The sequence below is a fragment of the Thiofilum sp. genome, assembly GCF_016711335.1.
In the GTDB taxonomy this organism is placed as follows: Bacteria; Pseudomonadota; Gammaproteobacteria; order Thiotrichales; family Thiotrichaceae; genus Thiofilum.
The window spans coordinates 55,881-82,036 of record NZ_JADJTF010000001.1 but is presented as its reverse complement, the minus strand read 5'-3'; the positions used below and the strand labels follow the sequence as shown (position 1 = coordinate 82,036).

At 43.6% G+C, this 26,156-nt stretch carries 25 protein-coding genes and 1 tRNA gene; 12 read left to right on the top strand and 14 right to left on the bottom strand.

What is annotated here, in order from left to right:
• Position 1: 1 nt before the first annotated feature.
• Positions 2-970, bottom strand: coding sequence for a 23S rRNA pseudouridine(1911/1915/1917) synthase RluD (gene rluD, locus IPL34_RS00445; protein WP_296836070.1), 969 nt, complete (start codon positions 968-970; stop codon positions 2-4).
• A 60-nt stretch (positions 971-1,030) separates the two neighbouring features.
• Between rluD and IPL34_RS00440 the strand changes: the two genes are divergently transcribed.
• The gene (locus IPL34_RS00440) at positions 1,031-1,837 is read left to right on the top strand and encodes an outer membrane protein assembly factor BamD (RefSeq protein ID WP_296836067.1); all 807 of its coding nucleotides are present in this window, start codon (positions 1,031-1,033) and stop codon (positions 1,835-1,837) included.
• Positions 1,838-2,029: 192 nt separating this feature from the next.
• Here IPL34_RS00440 and IPL34_RS00435 read toward each other — a convergent pair whose 3' ends face one another.
• Positions 2,030-2,632, bottom strand: coding sequence for a c-type cytochrome (locus IPL34_RS00435; protein WP_296836065.1), 603 nt, complete (start codon positions 2,630-2,632; stop codon positions 2,030-2,032).
• A gap of 104 nt (positions 2,633-2,736) precedes the next feature.
• Complete coding sequence (locus IPL34_RS00430; protein ID WP_296843027.1) at positions 2,737-5,742, bottom strand: NACHT domain-containing protein; 3,006 nt, start codon at positions 5,740-5,742, stop codon at positions 2,737-2,739.
• Between the two features lie 622 nt (positions 5,743-6,364).
• Between IPL34_RS00430 and IPL34_RS00425 the strand changes: the two genes are divergently transcribed.
• Positions 6,365-7,117: an autoinducer binding domain-containing protein gene (locus IPL34_RS00425; protein ID WP_296836063.1), complete on the top strand. Its 753-nt coding sequence runs from the start codon at positions 6,365-6,367 to the stop codon at positions 7,115-7,117.
• Here IPL34_RS00425 and IPL34_RS00420 read toward each other — a convergent pair.
• Positions 7,112-8,401, bottom strand: a complete 1,290-nt coding sequence (locus IPL34_RS00420; RefSeq protein ID WP_296836060.1) for a trans-aconitate 2-methyltransferase — start codon at positions 8,399-8,401, stop codon at positions 7,112-7,114. The two genes, IPL34_RS00425 and IPL34_RS00420, sit on opposite strands and share 6 nt — an antisense overlap.
• A 137-nt stretch (positions 8,402-8,538) precedes the next feature.
• Positions 8,539-9,405 carry a LysR family transcriptional regulator gene (locus IPL34_RS00415; RefSeq protein WP_296836056.1) on the bottom strand — a complete coding sequence of 289 codons (867 nt, stop codon included), beginning with the start codon at positions 9,403-9,405 and terminating at the stop codon, positions 8,539-8,541.
• 267 nt (positions 9,406-9,672) lie between these two features.
• Between IPL34_RS00415 and leuC the strand changes: the two genes are divergently transcribed.
• The 6 genes from leuC (at position 9,673) to truA (ending at position 18,538) form a co-directional block, all read left to right on the top strand.
• A complete protein-coding gene (leuC, locus tag IPL34_RS00410; protein WP_296836053.1) occupies positions 9,673-11,076 on the top strand; it encodes a 3-isopropylmalate dehydratase large subunit in 1,404 nt (467 codons plus the stop codon).
• Positions 11,076-11,714 carry a 3-isopropylmalate dehydratase small subunit gene (gene leuD, locus IPL34_RS00405; RefSeq protein WP_296836050.1) on the top strand — a complete coding sequence of 213 codons (639 nt, stop codon included), beginning with the start codon at positions 11,076-11,078 and terminating at the stop codon, positions 11,712-11,714. Before leuC ends, leuD begins: the two co-directional genes overlap by 1 nt.
• A 17-nt stretch (positions 11,715-11,731) precedes the next feature.
• Entirely contained in the window at positions 11,732-12,811 is a 1,080-nt protein-coding gene (gene leuB, locus IPL34_RS00400; RefSeq protein WP_296836047.1) for a 3-isopropylmalate dehydrogenase, read from the top strand.
• A gap of 14 nt (positions 12,812-12,825) precedes the next feature.
• Entirely contained in the window at positions 12,826-13,842 is a 1,017-nt protein-coding gene (locus tag IPL34_RS00395) for an aspartate-semialdehyde dehydrogenase (protein ID WP_296836044.1), read from the top strand.
• A gap of 250 nt (positions 13,843-14,092) precedes the next feature.
• A complete protein-coding gene (locus tag IPL34_RS00390; protein ID WP_296836039.1) occupies positions 14,093-17,692 on the top strand; it encodes a FimV/HubP family polar landmark protein in 3,600 nt (1,199 codons plus the stop codon).
• Positions 17,693-17,758: 66 nt separating this feature from the next.
• A complete protein-coding gene (gene truA / locus IPL34_RS00385; protein WP_296836035.1) occupies positions 17,759-18,538 on the top strand; it encodes a tRNA pseudouridine(38-40) synthase TruA in 780 nt (259 codons plus the stop codon).
• A gap of 277 nt (positions 18,539-18,815) precedes the next feature.
• Here truA and hemE read toward each other — a convergent pair whose 3' ends face one another.
• The 4 genes from hemE to fur all read right to left on the bottom strand — a co-directional run bounded on the left by hemE (position 18,816) and on the right by fur (position 21,107).
• Positions 18,816-19,883, bottom strand: a complete 1,068-nt coding sequence (gene hemE, locus IPL34_RS00380) for a uroporphyrinogen decarboxylase (protein ID WP_296836032.1) — start codon at positions 19,881-19,883, stop codon at positions 18,816-18,818.
• Positions 19,884-19,924: 41 nt separating this feature from the next.
• Positions 19,925-20,371, bottom strand: a complete 447-nt coding sequence (locus IPL34_RS00375) for a GatB/YqeY domain-containing protein (RefSeq protein WP_296836030.1) — start codon at positions 20,369-20,371, stop codon at positions 19,925-19,927.
• 16 nt (positions 20,372-20,387) lie between these two features.
• Positions 20,388-20,603, bottom strand: coding sequence for a 30S ribosomal protein S21 (rpsU, locus tag IPL34_RS00370; RefSeq protein ID WP_020560000.1), 216 nt, complete (start codon positions 20,601-20,603; stop codon positions 20,388-20,390).
• 87 nt (positions 20,604-20,690) lie between these two features.
• Positions 20,691-21,107 carry a ferric iron uptake transcriptional regulator gene (gene fur, locus IPL34_RS00365; RefSeq protein ID WP_296836023.1) on the bottom strand — a complete coding sequence of 139 codons (417 nt, stop codon included), beginning with the start codon at positions 21,105-21,107 and terminating at the stop codon, positions 20,691-20,693.
• Positions 21,108-21,175: 68 nt separating this feature from the next.
• On the opposite strand from fur, the gene bamE reads away from it, so the two are divergent.
• Entirely contained in the window at positions 21,176-21,490 is a 315-nt protein-coding gene (bamE, locus tag IPL34_RS00360) for an outer membrane protein assembly factor BamE (protein ID WP_296836019.1), read from the top strand.
• Positions 21,491-21,538: 48 nt separating this feature from the next.
• On the opposite strand, the gene IPL34_RS00355 is transcribed toward bamE, so the two are convergent.
• Positions 21,539-21,889, bottom strand: coding sequence for an RnfH family protein (locus IPL34_RS00355; protein WP_366931015.1), 351 nt, complete (start codon positions 21,887-21,889; stop codon positions 21,539-21,541).
• Positions 21,867-22,301, bottom strand: a complete 435-nt coding sequence (locus tag IPL34_RS00350; RefSeq protein WP_296836014.1) for a type II toxin-antitoxin system RatA family toxin — start codon at positions 22,299-22,301, stop codon at positions 21,867-21,869. Before IPL34_RS00350 ends, IPL34_RS00355 begins: the two co-directional genes overlap by 23 nt.
• Positions 22,302-22,395: 94 nt before the next feature.
• Between IPL34_RS00350 and smpB the strand changes: the two genes are divergently transcribed.
• The 3 genes from smpB (at position 22,396) to IPL34_RS00335 (ending at position 23,761) form a co-directional block, all read left to right on the top strand.
• Positions 22,396-22,881, top strand: a complete 486-nt coding sequence (smpB, locus tag IPL34_RS00345; protein WP_296836008.1) for an SsrA-binding protein SmpB — start codon at positions 22,396-22,398, stop codon at positions 22,879-22,881.
• Positions 22,882-22,884: 3 nt separating this feature from the next.
• On the top strand, positions 22,885-23,649 hold the full coding sequence (locus tag IPL34_RS00340) for an RNA methyltransferase (protein WP_296836004.1): 765 nt from the start codon (positions 22,885-22,887) through the stop codon (positions 23,647-23,649).
• A 36-nt stretch (positions 23,650-23,685) separates the two neighbouring features.
• Positions 23,686-23,761 (top strand) — tRNA-Thr (locus IPL34_RS00335).
• 175 nt (positions 23,762-23,936) lie between these two features.
• Here the strand turns inward: IPL34_RS00335 and IPL34_RS00330 are convergent.
• From IPL34_RS00330 to IPL34_RS00320, 3 genes are read right to left on the bottom strand one after another with little or no spacing between them, the layout of a single operon-like run.
• Positions 23,937-24,161 (bottom strand): hypothetical protein, encoded by a 225-nt coding sequence (locus IPL34_RS00330; protein ID WP_296835999.1) that lies wholly within the window; start codon positions 24,159-24,161, stop codon positions 23,937-23,939.
• Between the two features lie 4 nt (positions 24,162-24,165).
• Positions 24,166-24,369, bottom strand: a complete 204-nt coding sequence (locus IPL34_RS00325; protein WP_296835993.1) for a hypothetical protein — start codon at positions 24,367-24,369, stop codon at positions 24,166-24,168.
• A complete protein-coding gene (locus IPL34_RS00320) occupies positions 24,359-26,152 on the bottom strand; it encodes a DUF927 domain-containing protein (protein ID WP_296835989.1) in 1,794 nt (597 codons plus the stop codon). The genes IPL34_RS00325 and IPL34_RS00320 overlap by 11 nt, the downstream gene beginning before the upstream one ends.
• Between the last annotated feature and the right edge of the window lie 4 nt (positions 26,153-26,156).

Here is a 26,156-nt window from a genome sequence, read left to right as displayed (position 1 = left end):
GCTAAAGCTCAGTTAAACGCTCATCTTCGGCGCGTAATAGGTCTAGAAGATCAGCCATATCATCAGGTACTTCTACTTCCCATTCCATTTCCTCACCTGTTTCGGGGTGTTCGAGTGCCAATAATGTGGCATGTAAGGCTTGGCGTGGAAAAGTATTTAAGGCATTGCGTAATTCATCCGAAATACCCGCAGGCACTTTAAAGCGTCCGCCATACACCGGATCACCCACAATCGGCATATGATGGCTACTTAAATGCACACGGATTTGATGAGTACGTCCAGTTTCTAGCGCAACTCGGAGTAAAGTATGATTAGTAAAGCGTTCCTCCACCCGATAATGGGTAATCGCCTCGCGTCCGCCTTCCTCTAATACGGCCATACGCTTGCGGTCATTATGATGGCGTCCAATATTGCCCTCAATCGTACCGCCCGCAATGATCGAGCGTTGCACTAAAGCCAAATATTCGCGGGAGACGGTGCGTTCTTGGAGTTGATTGACTAGCGAAAAATGCGCTTCTAGGGTTTTAGCCACTACCATGAGGCCCGAAGTATCTTTATCCAAGCGATGCACAATTCCCGCGCGAGGAATTTGTTTTAATGACTCATCGTGAAAAAGTAGGGCGTTGACCAATGTACCTGTCCAATTACCCGCAGCGGGATGCACCACTAAATCGGCAGGTTTATTCAGTACTAAAATAGCATCGTCTTCATAGACAATATCGAGCGGAATATCTTCAGGCTCAAACTCGGTTTGCACCTCGTATTCGGCATCGATTTCAATGAGTTCACCTCCTAAGAGACGCTCCTTAGGCTTAACGACTTTGCCATTAACTAATACCCCATCGGACTTAATCCATTTTTGCAATTGGCTACGCGAAAAGTCGGGGCAGAGAGTCGCAAGTACTTGATCTAAACGTTGACCGGAAAGCTCCATAGGAACAGTGTAGGTAATCTGCTGATTTTGATACATCTTGAACGGCTTTGTGGCTATACTAACAAACTTCGATCCATCATACGTGTTATTAAGCAAATGTCGATAACCACAAAAATGTTTAAGATGCATCTGCGCCGCGCCAATACGGTTTTATTAGCTGCTGTTCTTGCGATGACCTTGGGGGCTTGTTCATCTCAAAGTAGTAAAGCTAAACCAGCGGTTGATCCTAATAACTCCTTAACTGCCAATCAGTTATATTCTAAGGCACAAAAGGCAACGCAATCAGGTGACTACAAAACGGCGATTTCGTTGTATGAAACCTTAGAAGCCCGTTTCCCCTTAGGCCCTTATGCGCAGCAGGCTCAATTAGAGGCCGCGTATGCGTATTATAAATACGATGAGCCAGATTCTGCCTTGGATGCGATTGATCGCTTTATCCGCATGAATCCGATGAGTAGTAAAGTGGACTATGCCTTATATCTGCGTGGCTTAGTTAATTTTAATCGCGGCAGTAGCTTAGTCGATAAGGTATTCCCGCGTAGTATTGCTGACTTGGACATAGTGCGCCAAAAAGAATCTTTCCACGATTTCTCAACGCTCATCAATCGCTTTCCTGAGAGTCGTTACACGGGAGATGCTAAACAGCGCGTGCAGTATTTACGTAATACTTTGGCATCCTCTGAGGTCAATGTAGCTAAGTACTATATGACGCGTGGGGCATGGCTGGCAGCGTTTAATCGTGCCGAATATGCGATTAAGCATTATCAAGGCTCACCGGCGGTCATTGATGCATTAGAGATTAAAATTACCGCAGCTCGCAAAATGGGTAAACCCGACTTAGCAGCGGATAATCTCAAAGTGCTAGAAGCGAATTTCCCAGAGCGGGCAGCGAAGTTTCGTTAATTAGCGCTAAACTAGGTCTTGAGAATTAAGTACTTAAGTGAAAGTTATCGGATATTTCTGAAGTAGTTTTGGCGGTAGGGATGCCGCCTTGAAGTATACAAGGATGAATTCACAGCGACTGCGGAAGGCATGCTCGATAACTTTTGAATGGCTACTTAGTGTAGTGCTACCACCTAAACTGCTTCAGGCTGGTTATTCCGGTTGACTAGCATAAAACTCAATTAAGGCCTTGAAGCCTTCTTCACCATAGCGTTGTTCAACCGCCTCTACACTTTTAGTCATCCCTCTAGGGCTAGTCCGTGCGCCCTGTTGAAAATCAGTCAGGGCAAATTGCAAATATGTTTTCCATTGACCTGCTAGAATCGCCGCTCCGGTTTTATCTACTGTACCATTTTGAATATGGCACACCGCGCAATGTTGGCGGTGTAGTGACTTGCCTTGCATCACCAAATGAGGGTCAGTGACTTGAGAGGCACGGATAAAAGGTTGCTGGGCAAAATAGTCAGCGAGTAGCTTTAAGTCCTCAGCGCTATAACCCTTAGTAATTCGCCCCATAATGGTAGAATGACGCTTATCAGTTTTATATTCCAGTAAGCTGCGCTCTAAATAGGAGCGGCTAAAGCCCGCAATGCTAGGGATAGCAGGGCCATTACTAATGCCATTAGTGCCATGGCAGCTCATGCAATTTTGAGCGATGAGCGCCGTGCGATTAAGGGGTTGATCTGCCGCCTGAGCACAAAGAAGTAGCCCCATACTCAATACTAGACCTATTGAACTCTGTAATAACCCACGCATAAGTATCTCTTGCTAACACTAATCAGCCCACTAGGGTAGTGAAAATCTCACACAAAGTAACTTAAACAGCAAAGCTATGTTGGATTAAGTGTAGTGTGCCGTTTTCAATGATCAAACAGCATAGGACAAATCAATTGCAAACGGTTCATAATACGTTGAGCTGTTTCAGCTTTGATCGAGCCTCCTCTAATAAATTTATTGCCTGTATTCACATCAACACTATCAGGAAAATAATAGTCATTATATCCGGCTTGTGTTTTTTGAAATAAGGGCTTTATTTCGCCACGCTTGCTACTGGTTTTTCTAATTAAGTTCTTTTCCAGTGCATAGTTACAGGCAAGTCTGAGCTGATCAAGCTGGTCTTTTGCTGGAGTATTGAAAGATAGTTTAGGGAGCGGGTTAAATAAATGCTTAATGCCTGAATGATCAATATAACCTTCCTCAAAAAGTAATACTCCTTGCTGGGCGCACAGTGTGTTTATTATAGCTTGCAAAATAGGCTCAGTTCTATAGCGCATTATTTCGCTTAAGTCAATATTAGCCAATACAGTCAAAATATCCTTTTTTAATCTAATATTGTGTTGATTTATTCTATGATAAAGTGAGTGTAGCGTATCTTTAACTTCATTAGGATAAATAGCTGTATAGTTAGCCATAGCATAAATAGCACAGGCTTGATATTGGCAATCATCATGCTTAAATGCAATTGCCTTTATTTTAATATAAGCAGATATATCTTTAATAGCGCCTAAGATTTTAATAGCATTTACGGCTAGTTCACTATGAGGTTGATCTAGAATAGGTCTACAAAAATCTGCCAACTTTAAAAATTGATCTGTATTAAGTAATGAATAAAGATCAGATCGACTTAGGTTGGCTAATATTTGGAAGCTATGCTCTGAGTTAGAGAAAAGTAGCTCCAATAGGATAGTAATACTGCTTTTGGGTATTTTAGCACTAATTTCGCTTTGCTTAAGGATAGCATTAAGCCAGATTTGCTTATAGGAGTAGTCTGCCTTTGTATAGAGTTGAAGTAACTCCTCTGCGGTTAAAATATTGTATTGAATAGCGTAGTAACTAGCAGTATAGGCTAGCTCGGCATTTTTTATTAATAAGACATTCTTAAACCATTCTCTACTTTGTTCATCTTGAAGGCTAATCACTGCCTCAATTGCTTTATCGGTTAATAATGTTGGCGAATAAAAATTAATGAAATTTAATAATTCATCTTTAAAGTTAGCTGCCCCTATCGTAGTGATAGTTTGCAATATAGGATTGTAGTCAATCAATTTTTCTGGTTCTTTATGTAAATAGGCAGCTAGATGACTAAAAAAATCTTTATGCTTAGTTTTGGCAGCGACTGTGCAGAGTAAATTTAAATTTTCCCTAGGTGAAGCAGTATAAAGCTCAATAATTGCTTGTCTTAGATTAGAAGTGTTTTTTTGAGCTAAAGCTATCAAAGCGTATTCTTGTATTTCGGGATTTTCACTATTCAATAGTTTTAAAATTAAATAATCCGCCTCTGTGTTGTTAATAAAACCAAGTAGTTTAATTGATTGCCAACTATTAGGGTCTTGTTGCTCTAGGTGTGCTTCAATATGAATAATATTTTTAATAATAAAGTTGGGTGATAGTAGTGCTAATAGTTCGCCTGCTGTTTCTTTAATAGGGCTTTGACTATCTAAAGACAAATTCCATAGTTTATCTCGCATATCATAACCAAGTAACTCAGTACTATTCTCAATATTAGCCTCTATTAAGTAGTGGGTTGCTTCTAAGTATAAAAATCCTATTTGATCGATAGTGTTAAGTAGGGTATTTAAGAGCACTTTTAGCATCTTAAAGTTAGAGTATTTACCGTAAATACCCGCTAAAAAGCGAAATACCATTTTCCAATGAGGACTAAAAATATACTGCTTAACTGCTTCAAAAGAGGTATCAGCGATATAGAGTGCAATCAAGTACTCTTGAAAAGTTAAATGGATAAAATGAAAATCTCCCCCTTGACGCCAACTATGTATCAGTCGAGAGGATAAAAAATGCTGATCAAAGCTAGGCGGAGCATGGGGCTTAGCACAATCCTCCCAATGATCGTACTCAAAAATTTGTAAAGGTGCGTTAGGTGCGATGGTATAAAGATAATAGCAAAATTTTGCTAGATAATTCATTTCTGGAGTACGGAAAAGCGTATTATCTTTGTTCGCATTTCTCAGTTGTAAGCGAATTAGCTCGATAATAGTAGCATAGATGTCAATTCTATATAAGGGTAATGATTTTTTCTGAGCATAATATTGAATATGGCACAGTAAGGTTAATAAAAAAGGATTACTTGCCATATCACGTAAACGAGAGTTGGTTTCTATTTGCCTTAGTAGTTCTTGTTGTTTGGTTTGTCTGTCAGGAGTATTACTGTTTCTAAACCAGCTTAGCACTAACTCTTCTATGCCTGCTTTATTCAAACTAATAATGTCATAGCAAATATCTTGCTCTAAGTCGCCAAAAAAACCGCTGTGTCTTGAGGTTAGTACCCATGAGAAATGCTGGCTAAGCTGTCTAATATCTTGTGTAATAATTTCAATAGCTGTGTTGTTAGTTGCGATTTCATCTAAGCCATCTAGTAAAAATAAAATAGTTTCTTTTTTCTCACCGGATAAGTGCAAAAGTAATTGCTCTAATCCATTAATTTCAGATCTATTATGGTGATAGGCTCCTTGCAATAATAAGGAGTATTGGCTAGATAGGTTATTAGCAGCTTGTTGGCCAAATAGTGAAATAGAGGCATAGTGGAGTAAACTCATAGAGGGAGTTTTTTGTTTTTCTATCCAATAGCGACGTAATGAAATAAAAATAGGTATGAGCCAGCGTGGACTATTAGTGGAAACTATGTCAAGGCATAGGTGTTTTAATAAACTGGTTTTACCACTACCGGGGTCTCCAAGAATAACTATATGCTGGTGCTGAGTTAGGTTAATACAGTGATCAAGACTTAGCGGCTGAGAGGCGTGGCGTTGTTGGCGCTCCTTTTGTTCCTCAGCGATAGTTCTTCCGTGTTGTAATAATACTGGATGTGCCACTCCTTTAACGCTGGCTACCCTTAATTCAACATACATATCCGCAATCGGAAAATTTTCTGATGCATCAAAGAGTGGAGGGAGGTGAGTAAACTCAGGAGAGTTGAGCATGCGTTGGGGGAGCCTCAACAACGGTGTGAGATTGAATGTTTGGTTGTTAAGTAATAGTTGATTATTTACTACCTTACTTGCTGCATCATATTGCTTAGCTTTATTTAAAATGCTTTCTTCTAGGTTCATGGTTTGTGCATAGAGCTATCACTTTCAAGGGATAAAGACTTTACCGCTGCTCTTAAGGAAGCTAGGTAATAGTCCTATTTATAGCTCTTACTAGGGCAGAACAAACGAGTGATTAGTGCTTGGGTGTATTTTCCTACCCTTGTCCCCAGCATCAATTACATAGAGAGTAGGCGTATTGAAGTTTCTCACGCCAATTTTGCAAGATAGTATTAAATTCGCAGTTGAAGTGAGAGGTTTAAATCTAAGATAAAGTAGCTGTGCTTAACCCCTTTGTTACTACTTGATTCAATAGATGTTAAATAGTTTCTAATCTAGTTCACTAGCCCTTACAAGGGATTCAGGGGAAAGGAAATTCCCCTTTTTTTCACTAAAAAAAGCTGTTAAAAAAGAAGGGTCTATTATTTAGTGCTCGTGTGCTCCTATGACCCATTTTCCGCCCATTCCTCAACAACCTCACCCCTTCGGGACTGAGTTTACTCACTTAACTGAGACGATCCAGCAGCTAGGCTTTGATGGGGTGCTGTATTCCTTTTATCCCAAGCCCATGTATCTGAATGCGAAAGTGCAGCCCGTGTTGCATTACTCCAGCGCTTTAGCTCAATTTGTCGCACATTATATTATTAATAATTACGGTAATCGGGATTTTGTGTTGCGTTTAGCTTTACAAAACTATAAAAAGCGTCCGCTAGATTGGTGGGAGGAAATTCATGCAGGTCATGTGACACCTGCAGAGCAACAAGTGACCGAAGAAGCACGACGCCAGTTTGGTATTTATTATGGGCTGTCTATTCCCGCACTGAATGGGACTTACGCTATAGCCGGTATCTCGGTCATCAGTCAAAATCCCTGTCCTATCCATTTTCAGCGCTTAAAACAAGCACATCTGGAAAAGCTGTATGAATTAGCTAATCTGTATCATGTCAAAATCGTCAACTCTAAAGAAGAACTGCGCTTTTTTCTGCGTCCTTTATTAGAGCGTCTCAACGATACTCAGAAAAAAGTGATTAAACATACTTTAGAGGGCACACCAATGAAGTGTATCCAGCAAACGCATAATATTACGCCGCGCTATGCTGAAAAAGTATGGAATAATATTCGTAAAGAGTTCGGTGATATTACTACCAACGAACTCATTTATATTTTAGGTATGGTCGATATCTATGAATACTTATGAATTTTTGCCTAGCTCTAAATAAGATGCCCCACCAAGGAAAAATTGATCATGAGCCGTTTTTACTACAAAACCTGCACGCTTTACTTGCTCAATTAATTTATCTAAAGCAATATAACGCCCTTGAGCTTTAGCCTGTGCAACAATGGCATAATTGATTTCCATAAAGCTTTCATAATGTGGATGTCCTATTAACTCTTGTTTAGCTAAATGCGCTAAACGTTCCTCATTAAAAGAGGCATTAGGATTAACTAAGATGAAAATACCGTCTGGTTTTAATAGTGTGTAGATATGCTTTAATAATTTATCTTGTTCTGACCAGCTATAAAAACTATGGATCGAAAAGATAGCGTCATACTGCCCCTGTATATCGCTAATATCGGCATTTATTAAAAATGCTGGTTCAAATTCTAGTTGTGTTTTAAGCCATTTCGCTTGTTGAATCATGGCAGTACTAGCATCGACACCAGTATAACGGCTAACGTGGGGATTATCCTGTACATAAGCCATGATACGTCCCGTACCACAACCTAAATCCAACACTTGCCCACGGATGCGTTGGGCTACCTGCTGATAGACCTCCTTTTGTACAGATAGATAGGAGCTTAAATGTGCGCTGCTATAGTGATCCCAGTGTTGCGAGGTGAAAGGGTGCTGCTTGGAAGATACCCATTTATGAAATTTAGGCTGAGCAGCTTGCACATTCCAAGCTATTAAGCATAGCGGTGCTTGTTCTTCATCCCAGCTATAGCCCATATCCATGGATAGCACTTCAACCGCCATCATTTTTTTATGCGAGGGAATATTGCGTTGTTTCATCACAATCAGCACATAGTCAATGCCTAATACATTGGCAATCGCGTGCGTAAGGCGGTAATGAGTGCGTAAGCCATTGACTTTATCTTGGGTAATTAGCAAGCGCCCTAATTCGGCTATACGTTTATTATCACGGCGCATCTGGTGCACCGACTCTGGAAAAAGCGCCTCTTCTGGAAAACCTTGCCCATCATCCAATAATAGGCGTGACGTGCTAGTCAGCTCGCCGTGGTGATTTGTGCCGTAAAGCACGTAACTATACTGATCTAAACCATCGTCATGAAAAGCGTGGACATTGGGGCGGTCGGCGGTGTAGTAACTCTGCTTGAAAGCTTTAATTCGTGCTAACTCTTCAGCGGTTTTTACCAGATAAAAGCCTTGTGGGAGTAGTGCTTCAATTGTTTGCACAATAGTCTTTGGTTTGACCAGTGGGCTGAGATCTATAGGCTTAGCGTGAATACTAACAGTCATGGTTGGGTTCCTCATCAGTGCTTGATTACGAGGACTATGATTAAGTGAGTAGCAGGTGAGTGGCGTGGTGAGTTGAGGGTGAATACTGGGGATTTGGAGATGAATTGGGGTGAATTAGTAGAGACTCATCCAACCCGCTAACTAGATCCCGTCATTAGCTCCAAAAAATGTCTAGCTGCGTTCGATAGCGAGCGCTTGCGATGCGTAATAATGCCCAGCGGTCGCTGTAACTGTAGGGCAGTCTTCAATACCACCACACTCTGATCCAGCAGGGTTTCCGGTAGCAGTGACCAACCTAATCCAGCGACTACCAGCATTTTTAAAGTTTCTAAATAGTTAGTGCTGAGATAGGTATTAAGCATTTGGTTTTGCTCAGCAAAGGCTTGGGCAATAATTTGATAAGTATAGGTTTCAGGGCTAGGTAGCACACAGCGATAGGAGGCTAGAGTCGTAATGTCGGTATGGGGTGCTAGTGCTAGGGGATGCTCTGGACTCACGACAATATGCAAAGGATCAACCCAAAGGGTTTGGGCTTGTAATTGTTCAGGTAAGGTACTCGGTAACGTAATCACTGCTAATTCTAAATCACCTTGTTCTACCCCTAAGCAAGCTTCTTCGGAACTGACAAAACGTAAATCCAAACGCACCTCAGGATAGTGTTGATTAAAAGCCTTCAAAATAGGAGGCAAACGGTGCAGACCAATGTGGTGACTCGTCCCCATAACTAATTCGCCATTCACAGTGCTAGATAGATTAGAAGCAATACGGCGAATATCGGTCAATTCATTTCTTAAATTTTGCACCTTAGGTAATAGTACTTGCCCTGCCTCAGTTAAGGTCACTTTTCGATTAATACGATTAAATAACAAAGTGCCTAATTCAGTTTCTAAGGCAGTAATGCGCTTACTGATAGCAGGTTGTGTGACAAATAATACTTCAGCCGCTTTAGAAAACGATTGTAGGCGGGCGACTTCGATAAAAGCGTTTAAGGTTTGAATGTCCATGAAATTCCTAGTAATTCGTATTGCTCTAGTTGCTTGTTACCATCATGAGTTACCGTAGGGGCAAACCTATGTGTTTGCCCTAGCGCTAGGTAGCACAAGCAGATACACAACTATTAGGTAGACACCTTGCTTTACCCCTACTACTAACCTACTTGTATGAACTAACTATTCTAAATCGGAATGTAGAATATGAAAATTATGAATTTTATTTATTCATAGCAAGCTGTTAGGCTTGTGTTCATTAATCATTCAATGAGGATGACACCTGTGGCAGGCAAAACACTTTATGATAAAGTTTTTGACGCTCACGTAGTACGCCGTGAAGCTGATGGAACGTGTTTACTTTATATTGACCGTCACTTAGTCCATGAAGTGACCTCCCCGCAAGCTTTTGAAGGTCTTAAAATCGCTAATCGCCAGCCGTGGCGTATTGGTTCGATGTTAGCGGTTCCTGATCATAATATTCCCACCAAAGATTTAGATAAGGGTATTACTGATCCGGTTTCACGCTTACAGGTCGAGACTTTAGATCAAAATTGCCGTGATTTTGGTGTGACTGAGTTCAATATTGGCGATCCACGCCAAGGTATTGTGCATGTGATGGGACCAGAGCAGGGCGCTACCTTACCCGGAATGACGGTGGTATGTGGTGATTCGCATACCTCTACGCACGGTGCGTTTGGGGCATTAGCACACGGCATTGGTACATCTGAAGTGGAGCATGTCATGGCGACCCAATGCTTGATTCAGAAAAAAATGAAAAATATGCGCGTGACCGTAGCTGGCAAAGTCGGTAAAGGTGTAACCGCTAAAGACATAGTACTCGCTATTATCGGTAAAATCGGTACAGCAGGGGGTACGGGCTATGCGATGGAATTTGCCGGTGAAGCGATTCGTGACCTGTCTATGGAAGGGCGCATGACGGTTTGCAATATGGCGATTGAGGGCGGTGCTCGTGCAGGCATGATTGCGGTGGATGACACCACGATTGAGTATGTCAAAGGTCGTCCTTATGCCCCTAAAGCGGAAGATTGGGATAAGGCGGTAGCAGCATGGCGTGATTTACACTCTGATGCCGATGCAGTGTTTGATCTAGAAATCACACTAGATGCTGCAAGTATTCAACCTCAAGTCACTTGGGGAACATCACCAGAGATGGTAGTGGATGTGAATGGTAGTACGCCCGATCCAGAGCAAGAAGCCGATAGCACTAAGGCTAATAGTATTCGTGCAGCGCTTAAGTACATGGGTTTAAAAGCGAATCAGCCGATGAATACTATTCCTATAGATAAAGTATTTATTGGGTCTTGCACTAACTCCCGTATTGAGGATTTACGCGCTGCTGCTGAAATTGCCAAAGGTCGCAAAGTTGCGGGTAATGTCAAATTAGCGATGGTGGTTCCGGGGTCGGGTCTAGTAAAGGCGCAAGCAGAGCGTGAAGGTTTAGACCAAATTTTCCGTGAAGCGGGATTTGAATGGCGTGATCCGGGCTGCTCCATGTGTCTAGCGATGAATGCAGATCGTTTAGAGCCGGGTGAGCGTTGTGCCTCCACCTCTAATCGTAACTTTGAAGGACGTCAAGGACAGGGTGGACGTACTCATTTGGTCAGTCCAGCAATGGCGGCGGCAGCAGCTATTAAAGGTCACTTCGTTGATGTGAGGGCTTTATAATGGAAAAATTTACCGTACATACTGGCAAAGTGATTCCACTGGATCGTGCGAATGTAGATACCGATGCGATTATTCCCAAGCAATATTTAAAATCGATTTTACGCACGGGTTTTGGTCCTAATCTATTTGATGATTGGCGCTATTTAGATGTCGGTGAGCCGGGAATGGATCACACTAAACGGCGCATTAACCCTGATTTCGTATTGAACTTTCCGCAGTATCAAGGCGGTTCAGTGCTCATTGCACGGGAAAACTTTGGTTGTGGTTCGTCGCGTGAGCATGCGGTGTGGGCATTGGAAAATTATGGTATTCGCTCAGTGATTGCGCCTAGTTTTGCCGATATTTTCTTTAATAATAGCTTCAAAAATGGGCTACTACCGATTGTATTACCCACCGAAGTCGTTGATCAATTATTCAAAGAGACGGCTGCACAAGCAGGTTATCAATTAATAATTGATTTAGCTCAGCAAACCGTGACTACACCCAGCGGTCAAGCTTTTACTTTCACTATTGATGAGTTTCGCAAGTATTGTTTACTCAATGGCTTAGATGATATTGGTCTGACCTTGCAGCATGCGGATGAAATTAAGGCTTACGAGGCAAAACGCAAAGTAGCAGCGCCTTGGTTGTTTAATTGATTTGAGAGTAATGTGTAATGACAAATAAAATTTTAGTATTACCCGGTGATGGTATTGGTCCTGAAATTGTGGCTGAGGCATTAAAAGTACTAAATGTCTTTAAAAACGAAGGTAGCCTCGATTTTGAATTAGAGCATGCTCATATTGGTGGTGCTGCTTATGATGCGGAAGGCAAACCTTATCCAGCCTCTACTCAAGCCTTAGCTAAAAAAGCCGATGCTATCCTATTAGGAGCGGTGGGTGGTCCTCAGTATGATAAATTAGATCGTCCTTTGCGTCCTGAGCGCGGTCTATTAGCAATTCGTTCGGATTTAGGACTCTATGCCAATCTACGTCCAGCGATTTTATATGAAGAGTTAGCCAGTGCTTCGTCTTTAAAGCCTGAACTGGTGGCTAATCTCGATATTATGATTGTGCGTGAATTGACAGGGGATATTTACTTTGGTCAACCGCGTGGTATCGAGACTTTAGCCAATGGTGAACGTCGCGGTTTTAATACGATGGTGTATACCGAGTCTGAAATTAAGCGGATTGCTAAAACGGGCTTTGAAACTGCCATGAAGCGCAATAAAAAGCTATGCTCAGTGGATAAAGCCAATGTGCTAGAAGCCACTGAATTATGGCGTGAGATTGTGACTGAAATGGGTAAAGATTATCCAGAAGTGGAATTAAGCCATATGTATGTGGATAATGCCGCCATGCAATTAGTCCGCGCCCCCAAGCAGTTTGATGTCATGGTCACGGGTAATATTTTCGGTGATATTTTATCGGATGCAGCCGCTATGCTCACTGGTTCGATTGGTATGTTGCCCTCGGCTTCATTGAATGAGTCTAGTGTAGGTATGTATGAGCCTATTCACGGTTCTGCTCCTGATATTGCAGGCAAAGGTATTGCTAATCCATTAGCCACCATTTTGTCGGTTGCCATGATGTTACGTTATAGCTTAAATGCAGCACCCTTAGCAGAGCGGATTGAGGCAGCGGTGAAGCAAGTACTCGCACAAGGTGTGCGCACGGGTGATATTTATACCCAAGGTTGCCAACGTGTCGGTACTGCGCAAATGGGTGATGCGGTAGTGGCGGCTTTGAAAGCGTAAGGAAATAAGAAACGATGACCAAACAATATACCATAGCCGTAATCGGAGCTACCTCATTAGTGGGCGAAACACTGATTGAGTTGTTAGCTGAGCGTAAATTTCCCATTAGTCAGTTATATGCATTAGCTCCAGTGGCTTTTGAAGATGATGAGGTTGAGTTTGGTCGTCGTACTTTAGAGATTCAAGATATAGCGGGTTTTGACTTTACTGAAGCTGAGATTGCTTTTTGTGTTGATGCTCAACTAACCGCACAATATGGCGAGGAAGCGGCGCAGGCTGGTTGTGTTGTTATTGATTTAAGTGGTTATTTTAATGGCAGAGAGGGTGTGCCATTACTGATTCCAGAGGTAAATCCTGACCGTATTAGTGAGTATAAAAACCACAATATTATCGTTAGTCCGCTCGGTACTACCGTTCAGGCTTTGCTGGCTTTAAAACCGCTAGATGATGTAGCTAGAATACAAAGAATCAATATTACGTCTTATCAGGCTGTGTCAGGCTCTGGTAGGTTAGGTATTGATGAGTTGGCAGGTCAAACAGCACAATTGCTCAATGCAAAACCTATCGACACCAAACTATACCCCAAACAAATTGCTTTCAATGTATTGCCGCAAATTAATGCTCTACAAGATAATGGTTATACAGTGGATGAGAACCGTTTCATACAAGAAATGCGTAGCCTATTAGCAAATTCCAATTTGGGTGTGAATCCGACTTTTGTTAGGGTTCCGGTATTTTTTGGTGATGCACTGGCTTTGCATATAGAGACTGAGCGTAAAGTGACCGCTGAGCAGGCTTATGAAGTATTACAATTAGCGGCTGGCATTACAGTAATGGACACTCTTGAGGATGGGGGTTATCCTACGCCCGTTACTGAAGCAGCTAATGAAGATACGGTATTTATAGGGCGGATTCGTGAGGATTATTCTCACCCGTGTGGACTCGATTTATGGGTGGTTGCCGATACAGTGCGTAGAGGGACTGCTTTGAATGGTATACAAATAGCTGAGTTATTAGTACAAAATGCTTGATGCGCTACTAAAAAAAGTTCAGCTCAAATTAATGGGTTCCTGTGAGAATAAGCTTATCTAGTCATTAGTCTCGCTTATTTTGGCTAGTTAGGGCTTCAGGTAGGCAATTGCTTGTCAATACGTGCTCATATATAGTTGAAAAACTGATAATAATTACGATCACTATTCATCCATAATTACAATAGGGCTAAGTCAAATTCAGGGGATGGATCAGAGATGCAACAGTCGCACACATAAAAGGGGAATCGCAGTGAATAAGCAGGCTCTAAGTTTAGCCATGTTCGTCGCTGGAGGTGTATATCCAGCGGTGTCCAATGCGCTGAGTCTAGGCGATATTGAGTCTAACTCCAACCTGAACCAACCGCTGAAAGCGCAAATTGAGCTGCTTTCAACCAATGCTCAGGAAGCTCAACAATTACAGGTTCGTCTTGCACCTCCTAGTGTGTTTAATCGCGTTGGTATTGACCGCCCTGCCTATCTAGAAAGCTTAAGGTTTTCAACTACTATTAGAAACGGTAAGCCCGTTATTGTAGTGTCCTCTGATGTACCCATTGATGAACCCTTTGTCAATTTTCTAGTAGAAGTAAGCTGGCCTCAGGGACAGTTATTAAAAGAATATACCGTGATGCTTGATCCTCCGGTATTAATGCAGCCGGGCAATACCAGTACTGCTGAAGCAACAGTACGTGCTGAGCCTAGTGCAGGTGGTCGAGTAGCGCGTCCAGCACCGCAGCAAGCCCAAGCACAACAACCTACGCGTGTTGCCACTGCTCCACAACAACCTAGAGCAGCCCAGCCGCAACCCGTACAACGTGAGCGCGTAGCGCCACGCCCAGTTGAAGCTCAGCCGCAGCCCGTTGCTCAAGCCCAGCCCCAACCCGTACAAGCACAACAGCCTGCACGCCCCGCGAGACGTGCAGCAGCTAACCGTACTTATCGAGTCCGTGCGGGTGATACCTTATATGGTATTGCGGAAAAAGCTCGTCCTAGAGAGCTAACAACTGATCAAATGATGATTGCACTGTATCGTGCGAATCCTAATGCCTTTATTCGTAATAATATTAATGGCTTGAAACGCGGAGCAGTATTACGTGCTCCTACTATGGAGGCTGCACAAAGTGTTGCCCCCACTACCGCTCGCCAACAAGTGCGCCAGCAGCATGCGGATTGGAAAGAGTTTCGTAGTCGGGCGGCCGCTACTACGGTGGCACAAGAAGGTAACAATACTACTCGCACTCCTGCTACGAATGCCGCTCAAACCACTAAACCAGCTACACCTCAACAGCCAGATAAGCCTAATACTAAACCACGTTTAGAGGTATTAGGAGGCAATCAAGAGGCGACTCCCAGTAATAATGCGACCGCTGCCGCCGGTCAGGCTCGCTTACAAGAGTTAGAAAAACAGCTTTCCTTGACTCGTGAATCGATTTCAGCGCGGCAACGTGAAAACACCGAGTTACGCTCACGCTTATCTGATTTAGAGTCAATGTTGGAGAAGAAAAATCGTCTAGTGGCTATGGGTAATAGCCAAATGGCTGATTTACAAAATTCTCTAGGTAATAACGCTAACCCTAATGCGACTACTTCAACACCTATAGCTAATGGTACGGAGGCTGCTGTTAATCCCATACCGGCTCAACCTAATACCACGACGGCTACTCAACTGCCTTCGATGCAGGCGGGTGTTGCACCTAATGCAACTACTCCAACCCTTCCCAATAATGGCACTTTACCTAATGTAGGGGCGACTACTGCCAATGGTACTGTTTTACCACCCGTCACACCTAATGCTGAAGGGGCTAACTTACAGCAGACCGTAGGCAATATGGCGGCTAATCAAAATAATACCATTAACCGCACAGTGCCTCCGGTCAATCAAGGCTCTGTCACACAGCCCAATACGCCTAAGCCTAATGAGGTGAAACCCACACCGGCGTTTACTGATGAAACCGCAGAAGGTAATGACTTATTGAGTATGCTAACTTCACCGTTAGCCTTACAAATTGGTGCAGGTTCTTTACTGGGTTTATTAGGGCTTGGTTTGCTTTGGCGCTTCTTGGGACGTAGAAGACAGAAAGTAGTGAATAATGATGCCATCTTCGATTTAGAAGATGATATTGCCGATCCTACTAAAGGCGAAAAACTGCATGGCGCTGATGTTTTCGCTAATTTAGAAGATGAAATTAAGCACGCTGAACAACGCCATGATGTGCCCGTGCGTGGAGCGGCGGTAGGTGTAGGTGCTGGTAGCACTAAGGTCACTGATACCACCTTGGATACCAAACATGCAGCACCTTCAGAAGAAGACGATGTGCTGATGGAGTCTAATGTTTATATTGCCTACGGACTGCATCAACAAGCCGAAAGTGAGCTGAAAAAAGCTATTGAAAAGCATCCTCAGCGCTTAGAGTATCGTCATAAATTATTAGAGAATTATTTTGCTGCGAATAACCGTGCTGCGTTTGATCAAACAGCACAAGAGTTTATGGCGCAATCCGGTGTGAATAAACAGCGTTTGTGGGACGATATTGTCGTGTGGGGGCGTAAAATCAGCCCCGATAATTCACTGTATGCCGCTAATACCTCGCAAACCGTAACGTCTGAACTAGGTGCTAATAGAGTAGCCACTACTGCCGGTGCAGCGGCGGCTAGTGTGGGTGCAGTCGCGGTGGCGAATGCAGCCTTAAAAGCGGATGATGATGATTTTGATGACTATGATTTAGATTTACCGGATCTAGACCTGCCACAAGTTTCCAGCCAGTTAAAAGCTGATTTAGGACAAACGAACCTATCCAATTCTAACTTAACAGCTAATAATGCTACTAAAACAGATGATTTAGCAGGCATTAATCTAACAAAAACTGATAAAGAAACGACTTACAGTGCGCCCACTATTAATCAAATCACTGACGAGTTAGACGATTTTGACTTTGATTTAGATTTTGATGAGCCTAAGTTACCAACTTCTACTCTTAAAACCGATGCACCTCGTCCGACCGCTAGCAGCATGCTAGATGAGCTGGATAGTCTTGATTTTGATACTGATCCTTTACCAGTGGTGGAGCCTAAAACACCTGAGAAGGGTATTGTCAATTTATTTGATGAGCTGGATTTAGCGGGTGATACCGTGGCTAATAAAGCTCAGCAAGTAGCTGGTCAAGCAGGTTCGGCACTGAATGCGACAGCGGCAGCAGCAGGACAAGGTTTAGACACATTAGGTGGTAAAGTGGGTGCGGCTGCCACGGCAGCAGTAGCAGGGGCTGGCGCTTTAGCGGCTGGAGTAATGAATGCAGCTAGCAACAGTAAGGCTGCTCAAGCGGCGGATCAAGCATTAGATGAGTTTGACGAATTAGATGATGCGGATTACTCAGCACTGGATGATTTACTCAAAGAGCATAATCTAACCCTAGCCGATTCAGCAGCCGATGCTAATAAAGCCGCTTTAGTCGCTAATACTGCCAATGTTGCTAATGTAGTAGGTAGTACTAAACCCAAGGTCACGGATTTAGAGCTGCATATTAAAGATAACGACCTCAATAAGATCTTACCGGAAAACAACTTCTATACTAAATCAGCCAATTCAGCCTCCAATGTGGCTCCAGTGCATGCCACAACAGCGACTGAAGAAGAGTGGTTGGGTGATATTGATGACGCTTTATCTTTCTTGGATTTACCCGATGAAGAAATCGATCTGCATGAAGCTCATATCAGCACTAAGCTTGATTTAGCCCGTGCCTACTTAGATATGGGGGATATTGAGGGTGCGCGTAGTACTTTAGAGGAAGTAGTGGTTGAAGGTAATGATGATCAACGGCGTGAGGCGCAACAATTGCTGCATCAAGCGGGTTGAGATTAGTCCTAATCCTCGTTATAAAGGCTAGCCGTTTGGCTGGCCTTTTTTATTTGGGATATAGTGATGAGATTTGCGGCTTGTGTGGAGTATGAGGGAACCCATTATTGTGGTTGGCAGATTTTAGGTCATGCACCTTCCGTACAGGAGCATGTGGAGCAAGCGCTGTCTAGCATTGCCGCGCATCCCATCCAAGTCACTTGCTCTGGGCGTACCGATAGCGGTGTGCATGCGGTAGGGCAGATTATCCATTTTGATACTGAGGCGAAGCGTGACCCGCGCGGTTGGTTATTTGGGACTAATTCTAAATTGCCTGCCGATATTGCGCTGCGTTGGGTTGTACCTATTGAAGAAGATTTTCATGCTCGCTTTTCAGCGTTTGCCAGACGCTATCGGTATATTATTTTAAATCGTTTAGCGCGTCCGGGTTTATTCCAAAATAAAACGGCGTGGGTGTATTACCCACTCGATGATCAAGCCATGCATCAAGCGGCTCAAGTCTTATTAGGTGAGCATGATTTTTCTAGCTTTCGTGCGGCTGGATGTCAAGCCCGCCATGCCATGCGTGAAATTCAAGAGTTAACCATTTGGCGCTCAGGTGAAATGCTGTATGTGGATATTAAAGCTAATGCCTTTTTACATCATATGGTGCGCAATATTGTTGGGTCATTATTAAAAGTCGGTACGGGTGAAAAACCGATTGAATGGATAGCCGAGTTATTAGCTTTAAAAGATCGTACTAAGGCAGGAATGACAGCTCCTCCTCAAGGGCTGTATTTTGTGCAAGCTTACTATCCAGAACGCTTTCAATTACCAGAGCCGAGTAATGCACCTACGTTGGTTTAGTGGATAGTGGTGATAAAACAACCTTGTTTTTTATCTAATTTCGAGTGGAAACAACCTTGTCTTTTATCTAATCGTATGTTTGTAGGGGTAATACACTAATTCTGCCCCAAACGGCGATATAGAAATAAGCATCTAGCTAAAAGCAACTGTGAAGCAGTCTTAGCAGCAAAGAAGCTGCCTTGAAGCTTATAGGGACATATGTGGCTGCATAGGACATGCGCTTACTTTGGCTCAAGTACTTAGTCATACTAAAGGTTGGTGATGTAGGGGCTATGATTTAGTTAAGCGTTTTTCCCACACGCCCAAACTCATGTACGGCATCCACCAGTACTTTGACATGATCAGGATTAATATGCTGATGAATGCCATGACCTAAATTAAATACATGACCTGTCGGAGCAGGGAAGTCACTGATGATTTGCTTGACTTGAGCGCGAATCGTCTCAGGCGAGGCATAGAGTACACAGGGGTCCATATTGCCTTGTAAGGCTACTTTGGAGCCTACCCGTTGATGCGCTTCACCAATATTAATCGTCCAGTCCAAACCTAAGGCATCGCAGCCTGTAGCCGCGATTGTTTCCAGCCATTGCATACCGCCTTTGGTGAATAAAATGACAGGTATCGTTTCGCCATCAACCGTCCGAGTGAGGTTTTTAACAATCTTTTCCATATAGCGTAGGGAGAACTCTTGATAAGTGCTCGGTGTTAAGGTTCCACCCCAAGTATCAAAAATCATTGCCGCTTGTGCACCGGCTGCAATTTGGGCATTGAGATAACTGGTCACACTGTCCGCTAACTTATCCAGCAATAAATGCATAGCTTTAGGATTGTCATAGAGTAAGCCTTTGACTTTGCCATACTCTTTACTCGAACCCCCTTCAACCATATAAGTCGCTAGTGTCCAAGGGCTACCGGAAAAGCCAATCAGCGGGATGCGATTATTCAGTGCTTTACGAATGGTGCGTACTGCATCCATCACATAGCCTAGCTCTAATTCGGGGTCGGGAATACTTAAGGCTTGAATCGCGGCTTCAGTTTGTACGGGGCGCTCAAAGCGTGGACCTTCACCTTCGGAAAAATATAAACCCAACCCCATAGCGTCGGGAACGGTGAGAATGTCAGAGAATAGAATCGCCGCGTCTAAATCAAAACGTTCTAGCGGTTGGAGCGTGACCTCACAGGCTAGCTCTGGATTTTTGCATAAATCCATAAAACTACCCGCTCGCGCACGAGTAGCACGATATTCGGGTAAATAACGTCCTGCTTGGCGCATAATCCACAAAGGCGTGGTATCGACAGGTTGGCGCAGCAGAGCACGCAAGAAACGATCATTCATAGGTTTCATTTAATTACCTCTGCTGAGCTAATACTAAGAGCAAGAAAAAATTAGGCGCTGAGTTGCGCTTTAATTAAGCCGCTAAGTTTACCCATATCGGTACGCCCTTGTACCTTGGGTTTCAGCCAGTTCATGACTTTGCCCATTTCTTGAGCGGTTGCAGCACCTGTTTCTTGAATAGCTTGGCTAATCAAGGCGGCTACTTCTGCCTCGCTCAGGGCTTGGGGTAAATACTGTTGGATCACATCCAGCTCAGTTTGCTCTTGAGCCACAAGATCCATGCGGTTAGCAGCGCTAAATTGGCTAATCGAATCACGACGTTGTTTCACCATCTTAGTCAGAGTGGCAATAATATCGCTATCGCTTTGTTCGGTGCGGGTATCAACTTCTTGTTGTTTGACCGCTGCGAGAATCAGACGAATAGCCCCCAAGCGTGCTTTATCTTGAGCACGCATGGCTGCTTTCATGTCGTCTGTCAATTGAGTCTTAAGTGACATGGTAGAGTACTGCTTATTAGTACAAGCGAACCCGACGATTTAAATCACGAGAAATACGCTTTAGATTGCGTTTGACCGCAGCAGCGCGTTCACGTTTACGGATCGCTGTAGGTTTTTCATAAAATTCGCGGCTACGAACTTCAGCAACAACACCTGCTTTTTCGCAAGTGCGTTTAAAACGGCGGAGTGCCACTTCAAATGGCTCTGATTCTCTTACTTTTACGCTTGGCATAGTACCACTTCAAAAATTACGGATTTTAGTGAACGCAAGATTATACCGTGGTCACCAAGAAATGCAAAAAAAGATCAAGCGTTTTGCTTAGCTTTCGTCAGCTTTTTGAGTAAATTCGCCATAAAGAATGAGTGAATGACCACTAATTTTAAAGCCATGCGCAGCTGCAATAGCTTGTTGACGTTGTTCAATCACCTCATCAAAAAACTCAACCACGCGCCCCGTCTTACTACACACCATATGGTCATGATGATCCTCACTGCTGATTTCAAATACAGCTTGAGTGCCTTCAAAGTGGTGACGTGTAATCAGTCCAGCCGCTTCAAATTGTGTCAGTACCCGATAAACGGTGGCTAACCCAATATCCTCATCATTAGACAATAGGCGGCGATATATTTCTTCAGCGCTCATGTGCCGATCAGGAGCAGTGCTTAATAGTTCAAGAATTTTAAGGCGTGGCTGGGTGATTTTTAGTCCAGCGCGTTTAATATCTTTCTCTTCCACCCTGCATTCTCCTTGGTGAATAGTCTATGATGGTAACGCTTAGTTCTAACTAGATAAGATAGGTTACCATGATCAAATCAATCATTTTAGCTTCCTGTATGACGATAGGATTACTGACGGGTTGTAGCTCGTATAAAGCGGACATTGAACAGGGCAATATCGTCACACAAGAAGAGTTAAATCAGGTCAAACGAGGCATGTCACCTACGGATGTACAAATGCTTTTAGGTACACCCTTATTAAAAGACGATTTCAACCAAAATCGCTGGGATTATGTGTTCTATCTCAAACAAGGTAATGGAACCTCTAAAAAACAGGGCGTCACCGTGTTCTTTAATAATGGCGTTGTATCTGATTTACGTTTAGATCAAGTAGGCTCTTAATACTTGATCTTAGTGCTCAGTATATAACATTAAAAGGGACTCGGGGGGCTAGCCTTCCGAGTTTTCTGTTTCGCTAGCACCTTTTTTCATTTTCTTGCCTTCCGCTGCACGTTGTTTACGCACCTCTTTAGGATCAGCGATGAGCGGGCGATAGATTTCAATACGATCTCGCGCTCTTAGTGGAGTATCTAGGGTAGCTAGCTTACTAAAAATACCCACTTTGAGAGTGTCTAGCTTCAGCTCTGGATAACGCTCTAACACTTTAGATGCTTTGATACCCTCAGCAATAGTACTCCCTTCCGGTAAATTAGCGGTGAGTAATACTTGCTCGTGAGGCAGGGCATAAATCACCTCAATAGGAATGAGGGCGGGAGTATTAGGACTTTCCATAGGTTTCATGTGCTCTTTTTACGAATGAATCCACTAGCGTATTCGCTACTTGATTAAAAATAGGGCCAATAGCAAAGGCTACGAGTTTATTAGAAAACTCAAATTCTAAATCAAAAGAGACCTTGCACGCCGTATCTAGAGGAGTAAAGCGCCAAAACCCATGTAAGTGTTTAAAGGGACCATCGACTAAAGACATCTCGATACTGTGATAGGGTTGGAGTCGATTCAGCGTGGTGAAGCTCTTAGTGATAGCACCTTTGGCGATTTCGACACTGGCTTTTACCATCTCAGCACTACGTTCGTATTCCTGAGCTTGCCCACACCACGGTAAAAATTGCGGATACTGACTAATATTATCCACTAAGCGGTACATTTGCTCAGGGCTGTAAGGGACTAAAGCACTGCGACTAATCTGCGCCATGTAATCAGATTCCTTTTAAGTTAATCGGCGTTTCTATTCTAGGCTGATAGCGTTATTATCGGCTCCTTATGTCTGGATAAACATATCAATCTCAATGGCTAAACAAAAGAAAAAATCTTCCGCCGGAAGTAATACGATTGCGCTCAATAAGCAAGCTCGCTTTAATTATTCGATTGAAAGCACCTATGAGGCAGGTGTTGCTTTAGAGGGTTGGGAAGTAAAAAGTATTCGGGACGGGCGCGTACAGTTGCAGGATAGCTATGTGATCTTCCGCAATGGTAACGCCTATTTATTTGCAGCCCTCATCACACCGCTCTTATCCGCCTCGACTCATATCATCCCTAATGCATTTCGTGATCGGCAGCTCCTATTGCATCGGCGTGAAATCGATAAACTCATGGGGTCTGTAGATCGTAAAGGCTATACCGTCGTACCGATTGCGATGTATTGGAAAAATAATCGGGTAAAAGTCGAAATCGGTCTAGGCAAGGGTAAACAAGAACACGACAAACGCGATACTGAAAAAGATCGTGATTGGGGACGTGAGAAAGAGCGCCTGATGAAACATAGTACGCGTTAATTTATGACTTCAGTATTGGATAATCTCTGCATTGTCATGGTGCAAACCTCGCATCCGGGTAATATTGGTGCGGCAGCTCGCGCGATGAAAACGATGGGGGTGAGTGACTTACGCCTGATTCAACCCAAAGATTTTAATTCCCCTCAAACTAAAGCGATGGCTTCGGGCGCAGATAGCATTTTAGAGCATGCTAAGCGAGTCCAGACCTTGAGTGAAGCACTAGCCGACTGCCAAGTAGTGATTGGCACGAGTGCACGTTCTGAACGCTCTTTGCCTTGGCCGCAATTGACCGCGCGTGAGTGTGGTGAGTTTGTAGCACCTCAATTAGCGGGGCAGAAAATTGCTTTAGTGTTTGGGCGTGAGCGCACGGGGTTGACTAATGAGGAGTTGGCCCAATGCCAGTATCTTACCCATATTCCGATGGCGGTGGATTACTACTCGCTCAATATTGCAGCAGCAATTCAACTTTATTGTTATGAATGTGCGATGGCGGTACAGGGGTTAAAACATCCAGAATCGACACCAGCAGAGGGATTAGGAGAGCCTTTAGCCACAGGTGCTCAGCTAGAGGGTTTATATGAGCACTTAGAGCAGACCTTAATTGAGGTACGCTATTTAGATCCAGAGAATCCGCGCTTATTAATGAATCGCTTACGACGTTTGTTTGGGCGCACGCATTTGACCCAAAGTGAGATGAATATTTTGCGTGGTATTTTGGCGGCGTTTCAAGGGCGAAAATTCCGACCAAGAGCACAAGAAAAGGCTTGACGCTTAAAGGATCGATCTATATTATACGCCTCCATTGCCGGTATAGCTCAGCAGGTAGAGCAACTGACTTGTAATCAGTAGGTCACCAGTTCGATTCCGGTTGCCGGCACCAAATTAAAAGCCTTGTAGGTCATGCACTTACAAGGCTTTTTGCTTTTGGAGCTAAGGCTTAAAATCGGTCTAAAACCGTTTTACGGTGTACTTTGCGGTGTACTTTTGGCATTTTGACTCCCTCAAAACTATTTTTTTGAGGTGCTACGGGTAGCCAGTGATTACCCTACTCACTATCAGGCTTTAATACCTCGCTTGTTCCGGTACTCGGTCAAACAGATAACCCGCGCTTGCAATTCTGCCTCATGTCTTGGCAGTCCGCCTTCATACTCCATTATCGCGCTACGTTCCTCTAGGCATTCGTTAAAGTCGGCTTGTTCGTCTGGAGTCTGTGGATTCTTCAGACGGTCATTAAAACGCTTGAAAAAATCATCTAGGTGGGTCTTGGTGTGTGCAGTCATCAAACTACCCTCTTACTCTGAATGCAATGTCGAGTTGGCGTTTTTTCGCGGTTACATCGGTTACATCGGTTACACGATTGATTTTAAAGGGGTTTTCATGTAACCGCAGCCAAAATTGAGCGGTTACATCGGTTACATGGTTGTTTTTAAAGGAATTTGTGCTTTTTAAGGCATGAAAAAAAGCGCTAAAAAGTGATTTATTCAGCATTTAGAACATCCTTTGACACTTCCCACACCTTAATTGGGTTGTCAAAAGTTGTTACTCTTAGCGGTTTAGAGGTATCGCCTACAAAAAAACCACGCGCTTTAAGCACCTTTAGAATAGCTTTAGAGTCATAGGCGGAATGAAGGGCAAGTTCTTTCATTTGAGCGAGTAGTACGTAATAAGTACCGTCTTTCTGAAAGCCTACTCGGTTATGCAAGTATTGAGTCTGGTTTAATTGATACTCAGCATTGGGATAAAACACACCGTTAACATCTTTAGGTCTATAAATGAGGTGGAAGCGATTAGGATTCTTTTGGATAAAGTCGACGGCTGCCTTGTAAATCTGTTCTTCTTCACGATTGCCAGTACCAAAGCCCTGCAACCAAACATTAAACAGGGTTTTGCAAGCCTGTGTTGCCTCTCCCTCCCTCCATCCGGTAATACCGTAAGAGGTGGCTAACTCTCCAGCGGTTGCCAGTAGCCCAAAAGCACGCGCTGCACGTTTCGCTTGATTGCTGATAGTGCCTAGAGACGCTACAAATTGAGTGATAGCACTCGGTACTTGAGCGCTTAAGGTGTCAACGTCTTGAGTAATACGCTCTAACCATGCGTCACCCGCTACACCATAATATTTATGGATGCTAGCATTTAAATGGTTAGCTAAATCAGCCGAATGACTAAACCCGTGCAGCGTAGTAAACACACCAAAACCCGCCCCCGCATGGCTAGGGATATTGAGCAAGCGTAGTTCTTGCCCTGCATAGACTTCTTTACCTTCACTTTTTAAATAGTCGCTTAACGTGATTTCACCCGTTGATAGTCCTATCACGTTCCATGTTGCGGCTTCCCTTGCATTACCGCCTTTATCAGCTCGCACTTTCCCGCGTCCATTGCCTAGCATATACACAATGTCGCCTACTTCTTTAGGGCTTGCTTGTCTGAGTTCATCCAGTGCCAGCAAACTATCATTGTATTTAACGGCTATGCTTTCGAGTCCGTTAGCTGTAGCTTTCCATAGTTGCAAATTGTCGGGACTACCCAACACACTAACCGCGCATCTAGCGGCTGTTGTTTTGCCGTCGGTGCTGTTCCCGTGAAAATGTAAAATCACGTTCCCTACGTCACTAAACTTCTTAAGCGCACCCGCAAAAGCTGCACAGATTGCGAGTAGTAACCTATCATTACCCACTGCATAACGGCTTATATGGGCTTGCCATTCTTCGAGTGTGCCTAGTGTGGTGGTCTGATTAGTAGCGCTGGTAGTAATGCTTTCAGATTGCAGAATGTACTTATCAGCTTCTTGCCCATAAACCTTATTAGCGGTGACATAAACGCCATTAGTCCAGCCCGTTTTGCTTACACACGTTAGCCATTGGTGAGGGGTAGCCGACTGGATATATTCAACTATCTTTTGATTATTGCCTCTACCTGCCTTAATGTCTAAGCCACCAGCGTAAAGTGGTTTTACTGCGTCTTTGGTTTCTCCAGCAAGAAAAGCTTTAGGCATAGCCCATTGATGCGTGACGTTCCGGTTATCCTTCCATTTCAATAGTACCCCGTGATTATGGCTGCTTTCGTCACAGGTACTCGCTAACACGTCTAGCTTAGAGCAAATACGTTTCTCTGTTGGTGGCGTTCCTTCCTTAGCGAATCCAGCAAAATAGATACCGTCCTCTTTTACAAAAAACGTGCCTGTGTCCCCTTGCACGGTCTTGGTGTGAGGCTTATCGGTTTTAAAGGTCGTCATGGGAATAACAGGCGCTTTGTGTTGTTTATTAGTCGTCATGGTG

Bases quoted from the DNA above. Each gene is read 5' to 3' on its own strand.
- rluD (WP_296836070.1), bottom strand. From the start codon at position 970: ATGTATCAAAATCAGCAGATTACCTACACTGTTCCTATGGAGCTTTCC.
- IPL34_RS00440 (WP_296836067.1), top strand. From the start codon at position 1,031: ATGTCGATAACCACAAAAATGTTTAAGATGCATCTGCGCCGCGCCAAT.
- IPL34_RS00435 (WP_296836065.1), bottom strand. From the start codon at position 2,632: ATGCGTGGGTTATTACAGAGTTCAATAGGTCTAGTATTGAGTATGGGG.
- IPL34_RS00430 (WP_296843027.1), bottom strand. From the start codon at position 5,742: ATGTATGTTGAATTAAGGGTAGCCAGCGTTAAAGGAGTGGCACATCCA.
- IPL34_RS00425 (WP_296836063.1), top strand. From the start codon at position 6,365: ATGACCCATTTTCCGCCCATTCCTCAACAACCTCACCCCTTCGGGACT.
- IPL34_RS00420 (WP_296836060.1), bottom strand. From the start codon at position 8,401: ATGACTGTTAGTATTCACGCTAAGCCTATAGATCTCAGCCCACTGGTC.
- IPL34_RS00415 (WP_296836056.1), bottom strand. From the start codon at position 9,405: ATGGACATTCAAACCTTAAACGCTTTTATCGAAGTCGCCCGCCTACAA.
- leuD (WP_296836050.1), top strand. From the start codon at position 11,076: ATGGAAAAATTTACCGTACATACTGGCAAAGTGATTCCACTGGATCGT.
- leuB (WP_296836047.1), top strand. From the start codon at position 11,732: ATGACAAATAAAATTTTAGTATTACCCGGTGATGGTATTGGTCCTGAA.
- IPL34_RS00395 (WP_296836044.1), top strand. From the start codon at position 12,826: ATGACCAAACAATATACCATAGCCGTAATCGGAGCTACCTCATTAGTG.
- truA (WP_296836035.1), top strand. From the start codon at position 17,759: ATGAGATTTGCGGCTTGTGTGGAGTATGAGGGAACCCATTATTGTGGT.
- hemE (WP_296836032.1), bottom strand. From the start codon at position 19,883: ATGAAACCTATGAATGATCGTTTCTTGCGTGCTCTGCTGCGCCAACCT.
- IPL34_RS00375 (WP_296836030.1), bottom strand. From the start codon at position 20,371: ATGTCACTTAAGACTCAATTGACAGACGACATGAAAGCAGCCATGCGT.
- rpsU (WP_020560000.1), bottom strand. From the start codon at position 20,603: ATGCCAAGCGTAAAAGTAAGAGAATCAGAGCCATTTGAAGTGGCACTC.
- bamE (WP_296836019.1), top strand. From the start codon at position 21,176: ATGATCAAATCAATCATTTTAGCTTCCTGTATGACGATAGGATTACTG.
- IPL34_RS00355 (WP_366931015.1), bottom strand. From the start codon at position 21,889: ATGAAACCTATGGAAAGTCCTAATACTCCCGCCCTCATTCCTATTGAG.
- IPL34_RS00350 (WP_296836014.1), bottom strand. From the start codon at position 22,301: ATGGCGCAGATTAGTCGCAGTGCTTTAGTCCCTTACAGCCCTGAGCAA.
- smpB (WP_296836008.1), top strand. From the start codon at position 22,396: ATGGCTAAACAAAAGAAAAAATCTTCCGCCGGAAGTAATACGATTGCG.
- IPL34_RS00340 (WP_296836004.1), top strand. From the start codon at position 22,885: ATGACTTCAGTATTGGATAATCTCTGCATTGTCATGGTGCAAACCTCG.
- IPL34_RS00330 (WP_296835999.1), bottom strand. From the start codon at position 24,161: ATGACTGCACACACCAAGACCCACCTAGATGATTTTTTCAAGCGTTTT.
- IPL34_RS00325 (WP_296835993.1), bottom strand. From the start codon at position 24,369: ATGCTGAATAAATCACTTTTTAGCGCTTTTTTTCATGCCTTAAAAAGC.
- IPL34_RS00320 (WP_296835989.1), bottom strand. From the start codon at position 26,152: ATGACGACTAATAAACAACACAAAGCGCCTGTTATTCCCATGACGACC.